19 protein-coding genes are annotated in these 18,866 nt (G+C 62.7%); 8 read left to right on the top strand and 11 right to left on the bottom strand.

What is annotated here, in order from left to right; all coding sequences use genetic code 11:
• Positions 1–41: 41 nt before the first annotated feature.
• Positions 42–1,016: a transcriptional regulator FtrA gene (ftrA, locus tag EI969_RS11975; protein ID WP_160387989.1), complete on the bottom strand. Its 975-nt coding sequence runs from the start codon at positions 1,014–1,016 to the stop codon at positions 42–44.
• Between the two features lie 101 nt (positions 1,017–1,117).
• On the opposite strand from ftrA, the gene EI969_RS11970 reads away from it, so the two are divergent.
• Entirely contained in the window at positions 1,118–1,552 is a 435-nt protein-coding gene (locus EI969_RS11970) for a rhodanese-like domain-containing protein (protein ID WP_160387988.1), read from the top strand.
• Positions 1,553–1,575: 23 nt separating this feature from the next.
• On the opposite strand, the gene EI969_RS11965 is transcribed toward EI969_RS11970, so the two are convergent.
• Entirely contained in the window at positions 1,576–2,214 is a 639-nt protein-coding gene (locus EI969_RS11965; protein WP_160387987.1) for a type 1 glutamine amidotransferase, read from the bottom strand.
• Between the two features lie 307 nt (positions 2,215–2,521).
• Between EI969_RS11965 and EI969_RS11960 the strand changes: the two genes are divergently transcribed.
• The 3 genes from EI969_RS11960 to EI969_RS11950 all read left to right on the top strand — a co-directional run bounded on the left by EI969_RS11960 (position 2,522) and on the right by EI969_RS11950 (position 5,513).
• Positions 2,522–3,301, top strand: a complete 780-nt coding sequence (locus EI969_RS11960; RefSeq protein WP_160387986.1) for an ABC transporter substrate-binding protein — start codon at positions 2,522–2,524, stop codon at positions 3,299–3,301.
• A 201-nt stretch (positions 3,302–3,502) separates the two neighbouring features.
• Positions 3,503–4,615, top strand: a complete 1,113-nt coding sequence (locus EI969_RS11955; protein WP_160387985.1) for a M14 family metallopeptidase — start codon at positions 3,503–3,505, stop codon at positions 4,613–4,615.
• Between the two features lie 181 nt (positions 4,616–4,796).
• A complete protein-coding gene (locus tag EI969_RS11950; RefSeq protein WP_160387984.1) occupies positions 4,797–5,513 on the top strand; it encodes an alpha/beta hydrolase in 717 nt (238 codons plus the stop codon).
• A gap of 3 nt (positions 5,514–5,516) precedes the next feature.
• Here the strand turns inward: EI969_RS11950 and EI969_RS11945 are convergent, their stop codons facing one another.
• The 4 genes from EI969_RS11945 to EI969_RS11930 all read right to left on the bottom strand — a co-directional run bounded on the left by EI969_RS11945 (position 5,517) and on the right by EI969_RS11930 (position 8,688).
• Complete coding sequence (locus EI969_RS11945) at positions 5,517–6,083, bottom strand: hypothetical protein (protein ID WP_160387983.1); 567 nt, start codon at positions 6,081–6,083, stop codon at positions 5,517–5,519.
• A 70-nt stretch (positions 6,084–6,153) separates the two neighbouring features.
• Positions 6,154–6,834: a glutathione S-transferase family protein gene (locus tag EI969_RS11940; protein WP_160387982.1), complete on the bottom strand. Its 681-nt coding sequence runs from the start codon at positions 6,832–6,834 to the stop codon at positions 6,154–6,156.
• A gap of 83 nt (positions 6,835–6,917) precedes the next feature.
• On the bottom strand, positions 6,918–7,835 hold the full coding sequence (locus EI969_RS11935; protein ID WP_160387981.1) for a DMT family transporter: 918 nt from the start codon (positions 7,833–7,835) through the stop codon (positions 6,918–6,920).
• A 58-nt stretch (positions 7,836–7,893) separates the two neighbouring features.
• Positions 7,894–8,688 carry a hypothetical protein gene (locus EI969_RS11930; protein ID WP_160387980.1) on the bottom strand — a complete coding sequence of 265 codons (795 nt, stop codon included), beginning with the start codon at positions 8,686–8,688 and terminating at the stop codon, positions 7,894–7,896.
• Between the two features lie 385 nt (positions 8,689–9,073).
• Between EI969_RS11930 and EI969_RS11925 the strand changes: the two genes are divergently transcribed.
• Complete coding sequence (locus EI969_RS11925; RefSeq protein WP_160387979.1) at positions 9,074–10,396, top strand: Nramp family divalent metal transporter; 1,323 nt, start codon at positions 9,074–9,076, stop codon at positions 10,394–10,396.
• A gap of 205 nt (positions 10,397–10,601) precedes the next feature.
• Here the strand turns inward: EI969_RS11925 and EI969_RS11920 are convergent, their stop codons facing one another.
• Genes EI969_RS11920 through EI969_RS11910 form a run of 3 tightly spaced genes read right to left on the bottom strand, consistent with a single transcriptional unit; the run spans position 10,602 to position 13,195 of the window.
• Positions 10,602–11,783, bottom strand: a complete 1,182-nt coding sequence (locus EI969_RS11920; RefSeq protein WP_160387978.1) for an acetyl-CoA C-acetyltransferase — start codon at positions 11,781–11,783, stop codon at positions 10,602–10,604.
• An 11-nt stretch (positions 11,784–11,794) separates the two neighbouring features.
• Positions 11,795–12,460, bottom strand: coding sequence for a CoA transferase subunit B (locus tag EI969_RS11915; protein ID WP_057399619.1), 666 nt, complete (start codon positions 12,458–12,460; stop codon positions 11,795–11,797).
• Between the two features lie 36 nt (positions 12,461–12,496).
• Positions 12,497–13,195 (bottom strand): CoA transferase subunit A, encoded by a 699-nt coding sequence (locus EI969_RS11910; protein ID WP_110662269.1) that lies wholly within the window; start codon positions 13,193–13,195, stop codon positions 12,497–12,499.
• A 264-nt stretch (positions 13,196–13,459) separates the two neighbouring features.
• Between EI969_RS11910 and EI969_RS11905 the strand changes: the two genes are divergently transcribed.
• A complete protein-coding gene (locus tag EI969_RS11905; protein WP_160387977.1) occupies positions 13,460–14,356 on the top strand; it encodes a LysR family transcriptional regulator in 897 nt (298 codons plus the stop codon).
• 114 nt (positions 14,357–14,470) lie between these two features.
• Here the strand turns inward: EI969_RS11905 and EI969_RS11900 are convergent, their stop codons facing one another.
• On the bottom strand, positions 14,471–15,313 hold the full coding sequence (locus EI969_RS11900; RefSeq protein WP_160387976.1) for an NAD-dependent protein deacetylase: 843 nt from the start codon (positions 15,311–15,313) through the stop codon (positions 14,471–14,473).
• A 163-nt stretch (positions 15,314–15,476) separates the two neighbouring features.
• Positions 15,477–16,523 carry a class I SAM-dependent methyltransferase gene (locus EI969_RS11895; protein WP_160387975.1) on the bottom strand — a complete coding sequence of 349 codons (1,047 nt, stop codon included), beginning with the start codon at positions 16,521–16,523 and terminating at the stop codon, positions 15,477–15,479.
• A gap of 438 nt (positions 16,524–16,961) precedes the next feature.
• Here EI969_RS11895 and EI969_RS11890 point away from each other — a divergent pair, with 438 nt between their 5' ends.
• Complete coding sequence (locus EI969_RS11890; protein ID WP_160387974.1) at positions 16,962–17,804, top strand: DUF692 domain-containing protein; 843 nt, start codon at positions 16,962–16,964, stop codon at positions 17,802–17,804.
• Entirely contained in the window at positions 17,797–18,561 is a 765-nt protein-coding gene (locus EI969_RS11885) for a putative DNA-binding domain-containing protein (protein WP_160387973.1), read from the top strand. The genes EI969_RS11890 and EI969_RS11885 overlap by 8 nt, the downstream gene beginning before the upstream one ends.
• The last annotated feature ends 305 nt before the right edge of the window (positions 18,562–18,866 follow it).

Here is an 18,866-nt window from a genome sequence, read left to right as displayed (position 1 = left end):
GTGGGAGCTGGCTTGCCAGCGAAGAGGCCCTCGAGAGCGCCTCAAAAACCAGCAGGGGCACCACGCCCGAACCGCTCCCGATACACCGAAGGCGGCACCCCGACCACCGTGCGAAACGCCACCCGGAAGCTTTCCACCGAGCGATAACCGCAACGTTCGGCAATCTGCTCGGTGTTCTGGTCGCTGCTTTCCAGCAGTTCACGTGCGCGGCCCAAACGTTCGTGTTGCAACCAGGTTTTCGGTGACTGTCCGCTGGCTTCGCTGAAGCGGCGCAGGAAGGTGCGTTCGCTCATGGCGGCTTCGCTGGCCAGGTCGCGCACCTCCAGCGGTTCGTGCAAACGCTCGCGTGCCCACTGCATGACGCGCGACAGATCGCTGCGCGGTGTGGGGCTGACCGGCGTCGGAATGAACTGCGCCTGGCCTCCGCTGCGTTGCGGTGACATGACCAGGCGCCGGGCCACACAATTGGCCACCTGCGTACCGAAATCCCGCGCCACCAGATGCAGGCAGGCATCGATGCCGGCCGCGCTGCCGGCGGAGGTGATCAATTGGCCGGAATCGACATACAGCACGTCCGGGTCCACCAGGATCCCGGGAAACCGCTCGGCCAGTTCCGAGGTGTAGCGCCAGTGCGTGGTCGCACCGCGCCCGTCGAGCAAGCCGGTGGCGGCGAGGACGAAAACACCGGAGCAGATCGACAGCAACCGCGCGCCCCGCGCATGGGCCTGGCGCAGGGCGGCGATCAGTTCTGCCGGCACCGTGGCGCTGCGGTCGCGCCAGCCGGGAATGATGATGGTGCGGGCATCGGCGAGCAATTCCATGCCGCCGTCGGCCAGTACCTGGATGCCGCCCATGGCGCGCATCGGGCCTTGATCGACGGCGACGATACGATGCTCGTACCACGGGAAATCGAACTCGGGGCGTGGCAGGCCGAAGATCTCCACGGCAATGCCGAACTCGAACGTACAGAGGCCGTCGTAGGCCAGAATCGCGACGGTGCCTGGTGTGGGCTGCATTTGGCGGAAAGTTCCCGGTGAGTGTCTTGTGCGCCACTTTAGCCGCAAGTGGCTGGCGGATAAAGTCTTCCTACACCCACCGATACCTTGGAGTACACAGCATGACCAGTCTGGTTCGCGAAATTCCCGCCGCCCCATCGGCCATTGCCCTGATGCATTTCAGCAACCGCCTGACGTTCGAAACCGATTGTTCCGACGTCCACGCCAGCCAGCAGAGTGGTGAAGTCGATTTCGTCCTGCTGGATGTGCGTGGCCCGCTGGCGTTCGAGCGCGGTCATGTGCCGGGAGCGCTCAACATCCCAGGGCGTTTGCTGACCGCCGAAGGTCTGGCCGGTTATCCGAAAAACAGCCTGTTCGTGGTCTATTGCGCCGGGCCACATTGCAACGGCGCGAACAAGGCGGCAGTGAAACTGGCGGCCCTGGGTTATCCGGTCAAGGAGATGATCGGCGGCGTGACCGGCTGGCTGGATGAAGGGTTTGAGTTGAGTGTCACCGAGCAGCGCCCGGTGAATGCTGCGATCGGATGTGAGTGCTGATCCCCTCACCACAGATATGTATTTCAGCTACAGGCCGCCGCCCACCACTCATCCAGTGTCGCCTCTAACCATGTGGCCACCGCTGCGTAATCCGCAGCATCCTGCGCCCCTCGTGGCAACGGCGACTCATCACCAAAATGCGCATTGAGCATCGCCACCGACCCGGCGTTCCACTCCGGATGAAACTGCAACCCCAACCGCGTCGGCCCGGCGCGGTACATCTGTTGGCCGCAGTGTTCGCTGCTGGCCAGCAGTTGCGCGGCAGGCGGCAGGTCGATGGCATCTTCGTGCCACTCCAGGACCTTCAGCGTTTGCCCATCGATGAAGTTCACCCAGGTCCAGCCGGTTTCGCTGCGGTCCATGCGCTGCACATTGCCGCCCAGGCTCAACGCCAGCAACTGTGCCCCCAGGCAGATGGCGAACACGGCGCCACCCAGATCCAGGCTGCCTTTGAGCCATTGACGTTCGGCTTCCAGCCAGGCCGGGCCGGCATTGGATTCGTAAGGCCCGCCCAGCAGGATCACCGGATCGGCGCTGACGGGCGGCAACTGGCCCAGGTCGGCGCGAAACACCTTCAGCGTCAGCCCTCGGGATTCAGCCCAGACGGCGATCGCGCCCGGACCTTCGGCGGGGTGATGCTGGATCAGGTTCAACGTGGGCATCGGGCGAGTCTCGATGGGACGAATGGGGGCTCAATGTGCCGTAAATCACCCGGTATCGCCAGTCGAAAGACCTGTAGGCCGGGACTCAAAGCGCGCCTTGTCTGACAGACTTTGCACCGTCATGGCGCGTTCACCGCACTGCCTCTCTCCCGGCGCCACTTTTCTATAAATATTTGTCGCCTCGACGTAATTTGCCCTCCTGTAGCCGCTCTAGACTGCCGGCCACTTCGGTTTGCGCCCACGAGGCGAGGACCGAACGCTGCCAATCGAAGCTGCCAATAAAAGCCTCCGCACACAGGAGTTATAAATGAAGAAGCTAGTGATGTTCGGTGCCCTGGCACTGTCGATGTTGTCCCTGACCGCCGTGGCTGAAGACGCCAAGCCGATCCGCATCGGTATCGAAGCCGGCTACCCGCCATTCTCGATGAAAACCCCGGACGGCAAACTCACCGGTTTCGACGTGGACATCGGCGACGCGCTGTGCGAGCAGATGAAGGTCAAGTGCACCTGGGTCGAGCAAGAGTTCGACGGCCTGATCCCTGCGCTGAAGGTCAAGAAAATCGACGCCATCCTGTCGTCCATGACCATCACTGACGACCGCAAGAAGAACGTCGATTTCACCATCAAGTACTACCACACCCCGGCACGCTTCGTGATGAAGGAAGGCACCGACGTCAAGGACCCGCTGACCGAGCTCAAGGGCAAGAAAGTCGGTGTCCTGCGCGCCAGTACCCACGACCGCTTCGCCACTGAAGTGCTGCAACCGGCGGGGATTGTCCTGGTGCGCTACGGCTCCCAGCAGGAAGCCAACCTGGACATGGTCTCCGGCCGCATTGACGCGCTGTTGGCCGACTCGGTCAACCTGGACGACGGTTTCCTGAAAACCGATGCCGGCAAGGGTTTCGCTTTCGTCGGCCCTGAGTACAACGATCCGAAATACTTCGGTGGCGGCGCCGGCATTGCCGTGCGCAAGGGCGATACCGCCCTGGCCGAGCAATTCAACAAAGCCATCACCGACATCCGCGCCAACGGCAAGTACAAGCAAGTGCAGGACAAGTACTTCAAGTTTGACGTTTACGGCGAGTAAGCGAGCCGTTCGGAAAAGTGGCAACCGTCAGACGCGGTTGCCATTTTTTTTGTGCATTTTCTAATGTAAGGAGATCTTTGTGGGAGCGAGCTTGCTCGCGATAGCGGTCCTTCAGTCGAATAATGTTGTACTGACCCACCGCTATCGCGAGCAAGCTCGCTCCCACAGGTGATCTCGCCGTTCTGACTTCCGGAGTTCCCCATGCAACGCATCGACCACCCATTGCCTTGGAGCCACCTGGGCACCGAACGCAGCCTCAGCGTATTTCGTTATGGCGCGGGCGCCCGCAAGGTCTACATCCAGGCCAGCCTGCACGCCGATGAACTGCCGGGCATGCGCACGGCCTGGGAGTTGAAGAAGCGCCTGGCCGAACTTGAACAACAGGGACAGTTGAGCGGTGTGATCGAACTGGTACCGGTGGCCAATCCCATTGGCCTCGACCAGCACCTGCAAGGCAGCCACATGGGGCGTTTCGAGCTGGGCAGCGGCAAGAACTTCAACCGCTCGTTCGTCGAACTCAGTGCGCCGGTGGCCGAGCGGGTCGGTGATCGCCTCGGCAGCGATGCCCAGGCCAACATCGCGCTGATTCGCCAGACCATGGGCCAGGTCCTCGATGACTTGCCGGCCGCGACCTCGCAGCTCGAAGCGATGCACCGCCTGTTGCTGCGCCATGCCTGCGACGCCGACATCACCCTCGACCTGCATTGCGATTTCGAAGCGGCGATCCACATCTACGCCTTGCCGCAGCACTGGCCGCAATGGCAATCCCTGGCGGCGCGCCTGAAGGCCGGCGTGGCGTTGTTGTGTGAAGATTCCGGCGGCAGCTCGTTCGATGAATCCTGTTCTTCACCATGGTTGCGCCTGGCGAGGATGTTTCCGGCGGCGGCGATTCCACCGGCCAACCTGGCGACCACCCTGGAGCTGGGCAGCATGGGCGACACCCGCGTCGACCAGGCCCAGGCCAATTGCGAGGCCATTCTCGGCTTCCTCGCCGAGCAGGGTTTCATCTCCGGCACCTGGCCTGCGGCACCGGCCGAATGCTGCGAAGGCATGCCGTTCGAAGGCACCCAATACCTGTTCGCCCCGCATCACGGCGTGGTCAGTTTCCTGCGCGAGGCCGGGGAGTGGGTGGAGCAGGGCGATGCGCTGTTCGAGGTGGTCGACCCGTTGAACGACAAGGTCACCACCGTGCGGGCGGGGACCAGTGGCGTGCTGTTCGCCATCGACCGTGGGCGCTACACCCAGCCGGGAACCTGGCAGGCGAAGGTTGCCGGGCGTGAGCCGATTCGGGTGGGCAAGTTGATCAACGACTGAGCCGGGATCTACATCGTCTGTTCGGGCCTCATCGCTGGCAAGCCAGCTCCCACAAGGGCCGAGTGAACCTTGTGGGAGCGGGCTTGCCCGCGATGACGGCATCAGCCACGCCTGAGATGTTCCTGCTTACTTCACAGTGTTAGGCTCTTCCCCGAATCCTGCATTCAGTGAAGGAAGACCCATGTTGAAGATTCTCGCGCTGCTCACGCTCCTGGCATCCACCGCCGTCCACGCCCAAACCCCGCTGCAAACCGACCTGCCGCTCAAGTACCTGGAGCAGGCCAACGCCGATTCGAACCATCAACCCCTGGTGATTTTCCTCCACGGCTACGGCAGTAACGAGCAGGACCTGTTCGGCATCAAGGATGACTTGCCCGCGACTTACACCTACCTGTCGGTGCGGGCACCTTTGGTGATGGAGGCGGGCAGCTATCAGTGGTTCCGCAAGAAGGGCGAAGGGGCCTACAACGGCGAGACCGATGATCTGAAGTCCAGCGGCCAGGTGCTGCTGGATTTTGTCGCACAGGCCACGAAGAAATATCACACCGAACCCGAGAAGGTGTTCCTGGTGGGCTTCAGCCAGGGCGCGATCATGTCCTACGAAGTGGGCCTGCGACATCCCGAAGCACTGGGCGGGATCGCCGCGTTGAGCGGGCGGATTCTGCCGGTGCTCAAGGCCGAACTGAAACCGGATGAAAAGCGCCAGTCGCTGGCGATTTTCATCGGTCATGGTGAGCAGGACAAACGCCTGCCATTCAGCGACGGTAGCGAAGCCAACAGCCTGTTGCAGAGCGTGTCACTCGAGCCCGAGTTTCACGCCTATCCCGGTGTCGGCCACAACATCAGCGCCGAGGAGATCCAGGACTTGAGCGCCTGGTTGCAGCGACTCAACCCCTGAGCCTTATTTGCCGCTGACGATCTGTTTGATCAGGGTTTCATGGGCCGCCATGTCGCCGGGACGGGAAATCACCTGGACCACCGCCATGCGCGTGCCGGATGCCGCCATCAGCGTGGTGGTGAGGGTCATGCCACCGCCCTGGGTGGCGGTGCCGTCGACCTGGCGCAGGCCCAGCCCGGTGGGCCGGGTCAGGGATTTCTCGCTGAGCTTGTTGTAGTCAGGCAGGGATTTTTGTTGCGCCGTATCGAAGTCGGCCACGGTGCCGTCGAGGAACTCGCCGTCGTTGTCCTTGACGCTGACACCTTTGGGCAGGTTGTTTTCAGCGGCGATCACCACGGTCTTGGTCGTCGCATTGCTGTACAGGGTGCCGCTGGCGCCGTCAGGGCTGGCGGGCAGCGGGCTGGCGCTGAAACCCTTGGGCAGGTTGAAGGTGAACTTGCCGCCGAGCATCGAGACTTTTTGCGCGGGCGCATCGCTGGAAACGGCCGTGGCGGCCTGCGCATTCAAAGCCCCCAGGCTGGTAGCCGCAATCAACAGCAGGACAAGGGCTTTGTTACTCAACAATGACATCGGAATCTCCAGGGAAGAACGCGCGGGGGCGCGATCATCCCATGGAGGTTGTGATGGATTCCAGCGTGGCCTAACGAGCGGTCACTGAGTTTTGCGGGAACAGGTTGCGACGGGTTTCTTCGTCGAATTCGGCCTTGAGCACCAGTTGCTCTTTCAGGCCGTGGGCGCGTTGGGCCGCCGGGCGGGCGCTGATGTCATCAAACAGGCGCTTGACGTTCGGGTAGGCCGCCAGGCCGTTTTCGCCGAGGATGTACGGCGCGTAGTTGGCCCAGCCCCACAGTGCGATGTCGGCGATGCTGTAGGTGTCGCCGGCCAGGTACTGATGCTTGGCCAGGCGCTCGTCGAGGATGCGGTAGTGGCGCTCGACTTCCTTGAGGTAACGGTTTTTCGCGTAGGGCAGATCTTCCGGTGCATGGTGCAGGAAGTGCACCGCCTGGCCGGAGAACGGCGACAGGCCGGTGCCGATGAACATCAACCACGAGAGCATCTCGGCCTGGCCGGCGGCGGACGTCGGTACGAAGCGCTGATGTTTTTGCGCCAGGTGCAGCAGGATCGCCTGGGAATCGAACACGGTGGCATCGCCATCCACCAGCGCGGGGACCTTGGCGTTCGGGTTGATCGCCAGGAAGGCCGGTTGGTGTTGCTCGCCCTTGAAGGTGTCGACGCCAATCAATTCGTAGGGCGTTTGCAGCTCTTCGAGCAGCAGGGCAACTTTCATCGGGTTCGGCGAAGGGTGGAAAAAGAATTTCATGTTGTAGGCCTCAGTCGGGTAGGGGTTGGAACTGAGGCTGATGTTGAAGCAAACCCGTTCGATTGACGTGCAAGCTAGTTGTTCTACTCGTGCGAAATGATCGAACGGGTTGCCGGGGCTTTTTCCGGCGCCTGCGCAGTGGCAATCACCGCGCCGGCGATGATCAGCAGCGCCGGCACGATCAGGATCGGGCTGGCGTGGCCATGGCCGACGACGATCAGCAGCAAGGTCGAAATCAGCGGCGCCAGATAGGACAACGCTCCCAGCGTCGCCAGGTTGCCATGCTTGGTGGCGTGGTCCCAGGCGAAAAACGCCAGGCCGGCCGGGCCCAGGCCGAGGACGACAATCGCCGCCCATTGTTTGAAATCGGGCCACACCGTGGTTTCGAAGGCCAGGTGACAGACCAGCCCGGCGGCGGCCGACATGCCGCAGATTCCGCCGATGATGCTGCTCGGCACCGCACTGAAACGACGGTTGAACACCGAGTAGCCGGCCCAGATCAGCGCGCAGCCGAACGCCGCGAGGTATCCGGCGACCGGCATGGTTGCGGCCGTGTGAGTGGCGCGTTGTTGCATGATGAACGCCGTGCCCGCCAGGCCCAGTACCGCGCCGAGCACCTGGCGCTTGTGCAGTTTTTCTCCGGCGGCGAAGGCCGACAGCAGCACCAGCATCAACGGCCACAGGTAATTGATCAGGCTGGCTTCGGCGGCAGGCGCGACCTTGAGCGCGAAGAAGTACAGCGCGTGATAAACGAAAATGCCGATGAACCCGGTGGCCCACACGGCCCAGGGCTGGCGCCAGCTGCTGAACCCGGCCAGGCCGTGGCGGCCGAGGGTGATCAGGCTGGCGGCAAACGCTACGCCGAAACTCAAGGTCAGCAATTCAAAGGGCGGGATGCCTTCGGTGAGGGTGGTCAACAACGCCAGGCAGGACCAGAGGAAGATCGCAATCACGCCCACGGCGGTCGCCGAACGGGCATTGCGCAAGCGTGATGCAGTCATGTCTGTTCCTTCAGGGCGAAGAGGCGGGCAACATCCTGGCCCGATGACATCATGCAGCTTAGCGTTTGATCGCCGTTCCTCCAGTGTCCGTCGTCGGGCCGACCGGCCGCGCCAGCAAGCGTTTGGTCACGCCCAGCATGGCCACCGATACCGCGACGCCCAGGACAAACGCATTCATGCCCATGGTCGGCAGTGCCAGGGCCAGCACCAGGCAGAACGCGGCGAACGAGTACATGCCGGTGGCGGTGGCGCGCAGCAACGCGGCGGTGAAGGCCGGGCCACGGGTTTGCTGGGAGAACACCGCCATCACGCTGCCCAATACCGGGAACACCGCCAACAGGCCGCTCCAGCGGTCGCCGACGGTGCTGGCCAGCAGCGTCACGACCAGGGTGAGCAGGGCACCGGCCAGCATGCGCAGCAGGAGCTTGTCGGATTTCGGCGCCGGGCCACTGAGCACCGGTTGCACGGCAGGGAACAGCCAGGGCGCGGCGAGCAGCGCGGTCGCAGCGGCGCACAGTGAAAACACCAGGGATGGCGGGATCAGCGACAGGGCAACCGCCGCCACCGCCCAGACCGACAGCGAGACCAGCAACGCCAGCGGCCATCCGGCCCGTTGTGCGACCTGGGCGTAGGTCACGCAAAACGCAATCATCGCGAACATGGCCGACAGCGCGGCGGTGGCCGATTGCGCGGCGAACGCCTGGCCTTGTTCCAAGGCGAGGAACAACAGGATCGGCCCGACCACCACCGGCAACCCCGACAACCAACCGGCCACGCTCGGCCCCCAGCGTTTGCCGGCCAGGGAAATCAGGAGCAGGAAGCCTGGGATGACCAGTAGTTTGAGGATCAGCACGCGTATGTCTCCGACCTGTGTGGGGTGGCAACGGTAACATCGCATTGGTTGGATTTTGTATACAAAAATAAAAGCTTCTTCACGCAATCCCGGCAAACCCCGATAACGCAACACCTGTAGGAGCCGGCTTGCTGGCGATGGACTCCAATGCGCCGCGTTTTATCCGGTTTTACGCGTTATCGTTAACGACCATCGCTGCGATGCGGCGACCCGACAAGCCAGCTCCTACAAGGAGCCGCGTTGGCGATGGACCCAGGTGTGGCGTGTTTAACCGGTTCACACGTGCTATCCCTCGAAATTGTAGGAAAGAGGCTTTTGCGGCTGCTGAATTTTGCGATGATCACCACCAGCCTGCGAGTTTTCCCACCTGTTGATGGATCATCGTGTGAAATTCAGTTTTTTGCCCAAGACCGCGACTGCGCCGTTTTGCCCGCCGGAAGTGGCCGGCAGCGTCGCCGTCGACCCGCGTGCGTCGTTCTTCAAACGTGTCCTGCGCTTCGCCGGACCGGGGTTGCTGGTGTCCATCGGCTACATGGACCCGGGCAACTGGGCCACCGCCATCGAGGCCGGTTCGCGGTTCGGCTACAGCCTGCTGTTCGTGGTGCTGCTGGCGAGCCTGGCGGGGATGGTGGTGCAGTGCCTGTGTTCGCGCCTGGGCATTGCCACCGGGCGCGACCTGGCGCAATTGTGCCGGGAGCGCTACAGCACCCGCACCGCGCGCACCCAATGGTTTCTCGCGGAGATTTCCATCATCGCCACTGACCTCGCCGAGGTACTGGGCTGCGCGCTGGCGTTCCATTTGTTGCTCGGTTGCTCGCTGACCTTCGGCATCGCCCTGACGGCGTTCGATACCTTGCTGGTGCTGGCTTTGCAGAACCGCGGGTTCCGCCGGCTCGAAGCGATCATGCTGGTGCTGGTCGTGACCATTGGCCTGTGTTTTTTTGTCGAGTTGCTGCTGATCAAACCTTACTGGCCGGACGTCGCCCGCGGCTTCACGCCTTCGCTGTCGGCCATTGCCGATGCTGCGCCGCTGTACCTGGCCATCGGCATCCTCGGCGCCACGGTCATGCCGCATAACCTGTACCTGCACACCTCCATCGTGCAAACCCGGTTGATCGGCAAGGACCTGGCCAGCAAGCAGGACGCGGTCAAGCTGGCGCGCATCGACACCATCGGTTCCCTGGCGCTGGCGCTGCTGGTCAACGCGGCGATCCTGATTCTGGCGGCGGCAGCCTTCCATCAGTCCGGGCACACCGATGTGGTGGACATCCAGGATGCCTACCACTTGCTCGACCCATTGGTGGGCGGGGCCTTGGCCAGCGTGTTGTTTGGCGTGGCGTTGCTCGCTTCAGGGCAGAGTTCGACCTTCACCGGCACCATCGCCGGCCAGGTGATCATGGAAGGGTTCCTCAACCTGCGCATTCCCTGCTGGCAACGGCGCCTGCTCACCCGCGGGCTGGCGCTGATCCCGGCGTTCATCGGCGTGTGGCTGATGGGGGATGACGCGATCGGCAAGTTGCTGGTGTTGAGTCAGGTGGTGTTGAGCTTGCAGTTGCCGTTCGCGTTGTACCCGTTGATCCGCATGACCAACGATCACGCATTGATGGGGCCGCTGGTGAACCGGCTGCCGACACGGGTGCTGGCGTGGGGGTTGTTTGGGGTGATCAGTGGGGCTAATAGCTGGTTGATTCTGCAGTTTCTGGGGTGACAGGTCTGGCCCCTTCGCGAGCAGGCTCGCTCCCACAGTTGACCGCGTTCCCTTGTGGGAGCGAGCCTGCTCGCGAAGAACGATAACGCGGTTCGGCCGAAAAAAACGCAGGCAAAAAAGAACCCGGTGCGATTTGCATCGCACCGGGTGTTTTTTCAGACGGCGACGGATCTTCGTGGGTCCCCGCGCCGTCTGTTGAACGCTTTTAAGCTCGTTCGAGCGCCAGTGCCACGCCCTGACCACCACCGATACACAGGGTGGCGAGGCCTTTTTTGGCGTCGCGCTTGAGCATTTCATGCAGCAGGGTCACCAGCACGCGGCAACCCGAGGCACCGATCGGGTGACCCAGGGCGATGGCGCCGCCGTTGACGTTGACCTTGTTCAAGTCCCATTCCAGGTCCTTGGCCACCGCCAGCGATTGCGCGGCGAAGGCTTCGTTGGCTTCGATCAGGTCCAACTGGTCGATGTTCCAGCCGGCCTTGTCCAGGCAGCGGCGAGTGGCCGACACCGGGCCGATGCCCATGATCGCCGGGTCGACGCCAGCGTTGGCGTAAGCCGCGATTTTCGCCAGTACCGGCAGGCCGAGGGCCTTGGCCTTTTCGGCGCTCATCAGGATCACGGCGGCGGCACCGTCGTTCAGCGACGAAGCGTTGCCGGCGGTCACCGAACCGTCCTTCTTGAAGGCCGGCTTGAGCTTGCCCAGGGATTCGGCGGTGGTGCCGGCCCGTGGCTGCTCGTCGGTGGCGAAGGACAGCGGATCGCCCTTGCGCTGGGGGATCAGGATCGGGGTGATTTCATCAACGAAGCGCCCGGCTTCGATGGCGGCCACGGCTTTCTGCTGCGAGGCCGCAGCGAAGGTATCCTGCTGCTCGCGAGTCAGGCTGTACTTCTCGACCAGGTTCTCGGCGGTGATGCCCATGTGGTAATCGTTGAACGCATCCCACAGGCCATCGCTGATCATGGTGTCGACGATTTGCGCGTGACCCATGCGCAGGCCGGTGCGGGCACCGGGCATGACGTAGTTGGCCAGGCTCATGTTCTCCTGGCCGCCGGCGATAATCACCTCGGCATCGCCGCAGCGGATCGCCTGGGCGCCCAGGTGCAGGGCCTTGAGGCCCGAGCCGCAGACCTTGTTCAGGGTCATGGCCGGCACGGCGAAGGGCAGGCCGGCCTTGATCGCGGCCTGGCGCGCAGGGTTCTGCCCGGCGCCGGCGGTCAGCACCTGGCCCATGATCACTTCGTCGACTTCAGCCGGGTCCAGGCCGGTCTGCGCCAGCAACTGGCGGATCACCGCGGCGCCCAGGTCGACGGCGGACACATTGGCGAGCGAGCCCTGGAAGCTGCCGATCGCGGTGCGCGTGGCGGCAACAATGACGACTTCTTGCATGGAATGATTCCTCACTGGGCAGCGAACTGCATTTCCGGTACGTGGTCCGGCACGATCAGTTTACCGGCAGTCTTGGCGACGATCTCTTCGACGCTGACACCCGGTGCGCGTTCTTTCAGAATGAACGCGCCGTTTTCGATTTCCAGGTAAGCCAGGTCGGTCAGCACGCGCTTGATGCAGCCGGCGCCGGTCAGTGGCAGGCTGCATTGGGACAACAGCTTGGACTCACCGTCCTTGGAGGCGTGGGTCATGATCACGATGATGTTGTCGGCGCCGGCCACCAGGTCCATCGCGCCGCCCATGCCCTTGACCAGTTTGCCGGGGATCATCCACGAGGCGATGTTGCCTTGCACGTCCACTTCGAACGCGCCCAATACGGTCAGGTCGACATGACCACCGCGGATCATCGCGAAGGACTCGGCCGAGGAAAAGATCGAAGCGCCGATGCGCGCGGTCACGGTTTGCTTGCCGGCGTTGATCATGTCGGCATCGATGGTTTCTTCGGTGGGAAACGGACCCATGCCCAGCAGGCCGTTTTCCGACTGCAGCATGACTTCCATGCCTTCGGGGATGTAGTTGGCGACCAGGGTCGGAATGCCGATGCCCAGGTTCACGTAGAAGCCGTCCTGCATTTCGCGGGCGACGCGTTGAGCCATTTGTTCGCGGGAAAGTGCCATTGTCGTTATTCCTTCATTCGGTCCGGGGGCAGGGGATCACTTACGCACGGTGCGCTGTTCGATGCGCTTCTCGAACGTGCCGCAGATGATCCGGTCGACGTAGATGCCAGGGGTGTGGATCTGCGCCGGGTCCAGCTCGCCGGGTTCGACGATTTCTTCGACTTCGACCACGGTGATCTTGCCGGCGGTGGCCGCCAGCGGGTTGAAGTTTTGTGCGGTGTGACGGTAGATCACGTTACCGAAATGGTCGGCTTTCCAGCCTTTGACGATGGCGAAGTCGCCGGTGATGGACTCTTCCATCAGGTACTTGCGGCCATGGAATTCGCGCACTTCCTTGCCGTCGGCAACCGGAGTGCCAACGCCGGTGGCGGTGAAGAAGGCCGGGATGCCGGCACCGCCTGCGCGCATTTTTTCGGCGAGGGTGCCTTGCGGGGTCAGGATGACTTCGATTTCGCCCTTGAGCAGTTGCTCTTCGAACAGCTTGTTTTCGCCGACGTAGGACGCCACCACTTTGCTGATCTGGCGGTCGGTCAGCAGCACGCCGAGGCCGAAACCGTCGACGCCGCAGTTGTTGGAGACCACGGTGAGGTCGCGAGTGCCCTTGCGCTTGATCTCGGCGATCAGGTTCTCCGGGATCCCGCACAGGCCGAAGCCGCCGGCGATCACGGTCATGCCGTCTTCAAGACCTGCCAGAGCTTCCTCGTAGGAACTCACGCGCTTGTCGAAACCTGCCATATGCACCTCTTTTATTCTTTGTGGGCGGCTGGCTAGCCGAATGGGATGGAGTGTCTCGCTGTAAGATTCATTTGTTAAGTTGATTTTTAGATTGGATTGATTGATAAAGCTCATTAAATGCTGAAATACGCAGACCTGTAGGAGCCGGCTTGCCGGCGATGGCGGCGGATAAGGCCAACATCGATTTCGCCTGCCCTATCGCTATCGCCGGCAAGCCGGCTCCTACAGGGTTCAGTGGTCATTCATTCTGGAGCCAAGCGACCCATGACAGTCAAGCAGATCCGCGCCTTCCTGGCGGTGGCCCAGAGCCTGAGCTTTGCCGTGGCCTGCGAGCGCCTGCACCTGTCGCAATCGGCCCTGAGCCTGACCATCAAGGCGCTGGAGGAGGGCTTGGGCGGGCGCCTGTTCACCCGTAACACGCGCAACGTGGCGCTCACCGCCGAAGGCGAATCCCTGCTGCCGCTGGCGCGCCGCTTGATCGCCGACTGGGACAATGTCGAGGATGAAATGCGCCAACGCTTCACCTTGCAGCGCGGTCGCGTGACCCTGGCGGCGATGCCGTCGTTCGCCGGCAACCTGCTGCCGCCGATCCTCAAGACCTTCCGCGCGCGTTATCCGAATGTCAACGTGACGGTCAACGACGTGATCAACGAGCAAGTGCTGGAAATGGTCCGTGACCGCCAGGTTGAACTGGGCGTGGCGTTCGAACCGACCATGAGTTCACCTCTGCAATTCACGCCGCTGTACATCGATCGTTTCGTCGCGGTGGTGCCCCTGGATTCGGCGCTGGCCGAACTCGATGCCATCGACTGGCAGACGCTGCTCAAGGAGCCGTTCATTACCTTGCAGCGACCTTCCACCGTGCGGGTCATGTTGGAAGAACACTTGCAGGCCCGCGGCATGCAGTTGTCGGTGGAGTTTGAAAGCCATCAACTGGCGACGGTCGGGCGCATGGTCGCCAGTGGCCTGGGCGTGAGCGCGGTGCCGGCCCTGTGCGCCGGGCAGATGCGCGAACTGGGCGCACGTTGCATCACCTTGCGTGACCCGGTGGTGGAGCGGGCGCTGGGGGTGCTGACCTTGCCGGGTGGGGAGCTGTCGGCGGCGGCGCAGGCGTTGTTTGATGTGCTCAAGGAAGAGAATCTGGGCGAGCGACTGACTTGAATTGCACGGAACCTTTAGGCGCTGGCTTGCCGGCGAAGGCGGTCTGTCAGCCAACAACTTTGTTTGATGTACCGGCCCCTTCGCCAGCAAGCCGGCTCCTACAGGTTTTGGGGGTCAGGAAGACAGGCGTTCGGCCAGTAAAGGCAACAACCGCTCGCACGACCCCTCGATCTTCATATCCAGCATCTCATCCGCCCGGGTCTTGCCCAGGTTGATCGCGATCAACGGCTTGCCCTGGTCCACCACCGCCCGGCACAGGCGAAACGCCGAATAGGCCATCAGCGACGAGCCGACCACCAGCAATCCCGCGGCCTTTTCCACAGTGGCCATCGCCTTGGCCGCCGTGGCCTGAGCGACGTTCTCGCCGAAAAACACCACGTCCGGTTTCATCCGTACCCCGGCGCAATGCGGGCAATGCGGGACCTGGAAGCGGGCCTCGAAGGCCGGGTCGAGCAGGGTGTCGCCATCCGGTGCCTGCACCGCATCGATGCCGGCCAGGTACGGATTCTGTGTTTCCATCAGGTGCTGGATCGAATCGCGCTCGCTGTGCCGGCCGCAATCCAGGCACAGCACCCGGTGCAGACTGCCGTGCAACTCGATCACGTCATGGCTGCCGGCCTGGTCGTGCAGGGTGTCGACGTTCTGGGTGATGAGCCCGCTGATCTGCCGCCTGCCTTGCAATCGGGCCAGGCTGTCGTGGGCCTCGTTCGGCTGGGCCAGACGCACCCGCGGCCAGCCGAGCATCGCCCGCGCCCAGTAGCGTCGCCGGGATTCGGGGGCCGAAAGGAACTCCTGGTACATCATCGGCTGCCGGCCCCGGCGCACGCCCTGGTTGTCACGATAATCGGGGATGCCCGAAGGTGTGCTGATACCGGCACCGGTCAACACCGCAAACGGCGCATCGGCCATGAGCTGATGGAGGCGGTCGAGTTGGTTGCGGGTCTGCCAGTCGAGCATGTCCAATACTCCCCGGGGCACTTGAATGCATGCAGCGTAGCATCTGGCGCCCGCGTCCCCTGTAGGAGCTGGCTTGCCAGCGATGGCGATCGTCCGGTCGATCGGGTTTTCGACAGACATTGCGCGATCGCTGGCAAGCCAGCTCCTACAGGGATTACGGGGGTTACTTGCGCGCCTCCAGTATCAGGTTGAACGGCGTTTCCGTGGCTCGGCGAAACTGCGTGAACCCGGCCTCGTTGAACACCCTGCGCAACCGCGCTTCGCCGGCCTGGGCGCCGAGGCCGAGGCCGACTTCCTGGGACAGCGAGTTGGGCGTGCAGATGAAGGTCGAGGCGGCGTAGAACAGGCGTCCGACCGGGTTGATGTTGTCGTCGAGCAAGTCATTGGCGTAGGGCTCGACCAGCAGCACGGTGCCGTCGTCCTTCAACGACTCATAGGCATGTTTGGCCGCGCCCACCGGGTCGCCCATATCGTGCAGGCAGTCGAAATAGCAGATCAGGTCGTAGTCGCTGCCGGGGTAGCTTTTCGCGTTGCCCTGGAAGAACCGGGCGCGTGCGGACACGCCGCCTTCTTCGGCGCGCTGGGTGGCGACGGTGACGGACGGCGCGTGGTAGTCGAAACCGACGAAACGCGAGTCCGGAAACGCCTGGGCCATGATCACCGTCGAGGCGCCATGGCCGCAGCCGATGTCCGCCACTTTGGCCCCGGCTTCGAGTTTGGCCACCACGCCGTCGAGGGCCGGTAGCCATTCGGCGATCAAATGGGCTTTGTAGCCGGGGCGGAAGAATCGTTCGGTGCCGCTGAACATGCACGGATGGTGATCGCCCCAGGGCAGGGCGCCGTCGCCGCGCATGGCGTTGACCAGCTTGTCCTTGTCATGGAAAAACGACGCGACCACGCCGATGCCTCCGGCGATATAGACCGGTGAATCTTCGATGGCCAGGGCCAGGGCTTGTTCCTCCGGAAGGCGGAACTGGCCGTCGCGGTGTTCCATGTAGCCGGAGGCGGCGTGGGCGCTGAGCCACTCACGCAGCAGGCGGGTGTTGCAGCCGGTTCTCTGGGCAAGGGTTTCGGGGGTGATCGGCTGGCTGTCGGCCATCGCCCGGTACAGGCCGAGTTCTTCGCCGAGGATGACGTTGGCGAGCATCGCCGCGCCACCCATGTCATTCACCAGTTTGCCCATGAAATCGTTGAGTCTGGCCTCGTCCATCACGTGTGCTCCTTTGGCAGGATCACGGTCCAGGGGCATTGTCTGGCGAGGCGTTCGCCGCTGGGCGGTGGTCGTGGGAATGTGCAGGACGCTGAGCGGGCCCTGTGTGCAGTAAGTTTAGTCCGGGGGCTGTGAGCTGGTTTTTCTCGCGACGAAAGTCCCTTGGCTGCAATTTCTGGTTCGACACAAAACCTTGTGGGAGCGGGCTTGCCCGCGATGACAGTGTGTCAGCCAACATCTCCATCACTGAAAGGCCGCTATCGCGGGCAAGCCCGCTCCCACAGGGATCGTGTATTCCACTGTATCCAGAACCCTTCCTGACACAGTGACCTCTTGTTCCGCCCCCAGCCGAACACAGTCCCGATACACCCTTTCGATTAACTGTGTCTCAAGGCGGGCACCGGCTCGCGTCCTTGAACATCTGGCGAGATCGACACCATGCACACATCCATTCCCCCCGTAGCCAAGGCCAGCGCAGGGCTTGGCCTGCGTCGCGGTTTACTCAAAGACCTGCAAGCGGCCCCGGCCGGCCATTTCGATTTTCTCGAAGTCGCGCCGGAAAACTGGATCGGCATCGGCGGCGCCCACGGTGCGGCGCTGCGGGCGCTGGCCGAGCGTTATCCGTTGTCTTGCCATGGCTTGTCCCTGTCCCTGGGCGGGCCGTCGCCGCTGGACGTCGGTTTCCTGCAGGAGGTGCGGGTTTTTCTCGACCACTACAAGGTGCCGCTCTACAGCGAGCACTTGAGCTATTGCAGCGATGACGGTCACCTCTACGACCTGTTGCCGCTGCCGTTTACCGAAGAGGCGGTGCACCACGTCGCCGCGCGTATCCGTCAGGCCCAGGACATTCTCGGTCGGCGCCTGGCGGTGGAAAACGTTTCCTACTACGCCGCGCCCCGCCAGGACATGGACGAGGTGACGTTCACCAATGCGGTGTTGCGCGAGGCTGATTGCGACCTGCTGCTGGACGTCAACAATGTGTACGTCAATTCGATCAACCACGGTTTCGATCCGCAGGCGTTTCTCGCGGGTATCGATGCGGGCCGGGTGGTGGCGATGCATATCGCCGGGCATTTCGACGAGTCCGAGACCTTGAAGATCGACACCCATGGCGCTTCGGTCAAACCGGCGGTGTGGTCGTTGCTGGCCCAGGCTTATGCGCGGGTCGGTGCACAACCGACCTTGCTGGAGCGCGATTTCAACTTTCCGGCATTCGCCGAGCTGGTGGCCGAATTGCAGACCATTCGCCGCCTGCAACAGGAGGGATTGAACCGTGGATAAGTCGAACCTTTTGCAGCAACAAACCGCCATGGGCCTGTACCTGCGCGACCCTGAGCACAACGCGCCACCCACCGAGATGGACCCGGTGCGGGCACAGGTTTACCGCGATCTGGTGTTCGCCAACCTGTCGTCCTTGCTCAGTGGCACTTTTCCGGTGTTGGTGAAGATTCTCGGGGATGAGGATTGGCGTTCGCTGGTGCGGATCTTTCTGCGGGACTACCGCGCCCGCACGCCGAAATTTGGTGAGATTGCTCAGGAGTTTGTCGAGTTTCTCGCGGCCGGGACTGAGGTGTTGAACGAGGGGGCGTGGCCGCCGTTCATGGTGGAGCTGGCGCATTACGAGTGGGTGGAAATGGCTTTGCAGCAGTCTGATGCCGAGCCTTTGGCTGTGGGTGATGCGGCGTTGTTGCTGGATCGGCCGTTGCGGGTATCGGATTTGGCCTGGCCGTTGGCTTATGCCTGGGCGGTGCATCAGGTTGGACCGGATTATCAGCCGGATGTGTTGCCTGATCAGCCGACGTTGTTGTTGGTGCGTCGGGATGAGGACTGGGGTGTGAGGTTTTCCGGGTTGAGTCCGTTGGCTTGGCGGTTGTTGCTGCGTGTTGGTGAGTTTCCGGAGTTGACCGGGCGTGAACAGTTGCAAGGGTTGGCGGTGGAGGCAGGGCAGGTTGGCTCTTCGGCGTTTTTCGAGGGTGGTCTGGGGTTGTTGCGGCAGATGCATGGGGAGGGGGTGTTGGGGGTGTTTGACCTTCTTTGACCTTCTTTGACCTTGGCGGCCTTTGGGCCGACCAGGTTCTTGGTTGATTGAGTACATATCCGTTTCTGCGGTAACGGCGACTTATGGTTTCGCCCTTACGGCGACTCACTTTTTTTAACAAGCGCCTCAAAAAAAGTAAGCAAAAAAAGCGCTCGCCCCTGGCGTCCGGCCCCTCGCTTAGGCTCGGCGTTCCTTCGCTCCGGCATTCATCCGGGGGCATCGCCCTCCGGTTGGCTTCGCTGGCACCTACATGCGATGAGTTCGACTGCGTCGAACGGCGCTGCGCGCCAATCCCCGGATGAACA

This window comes from Pseudomonas sp. PB101, assembly GCF_009764265.1.
Taxonomy (GTDB): domain Bacteria; phylum Pseudomonadota; class Gammaproteobacteria; order Pseudomonadales; family Pseudomonadaceae; genus Aquipseudomonas.
The sequence above is the reverse complement of the archived record's forward strand: the minus strand, read 5'-3'. Positions and strand labels throughout refer to the sequence as shown.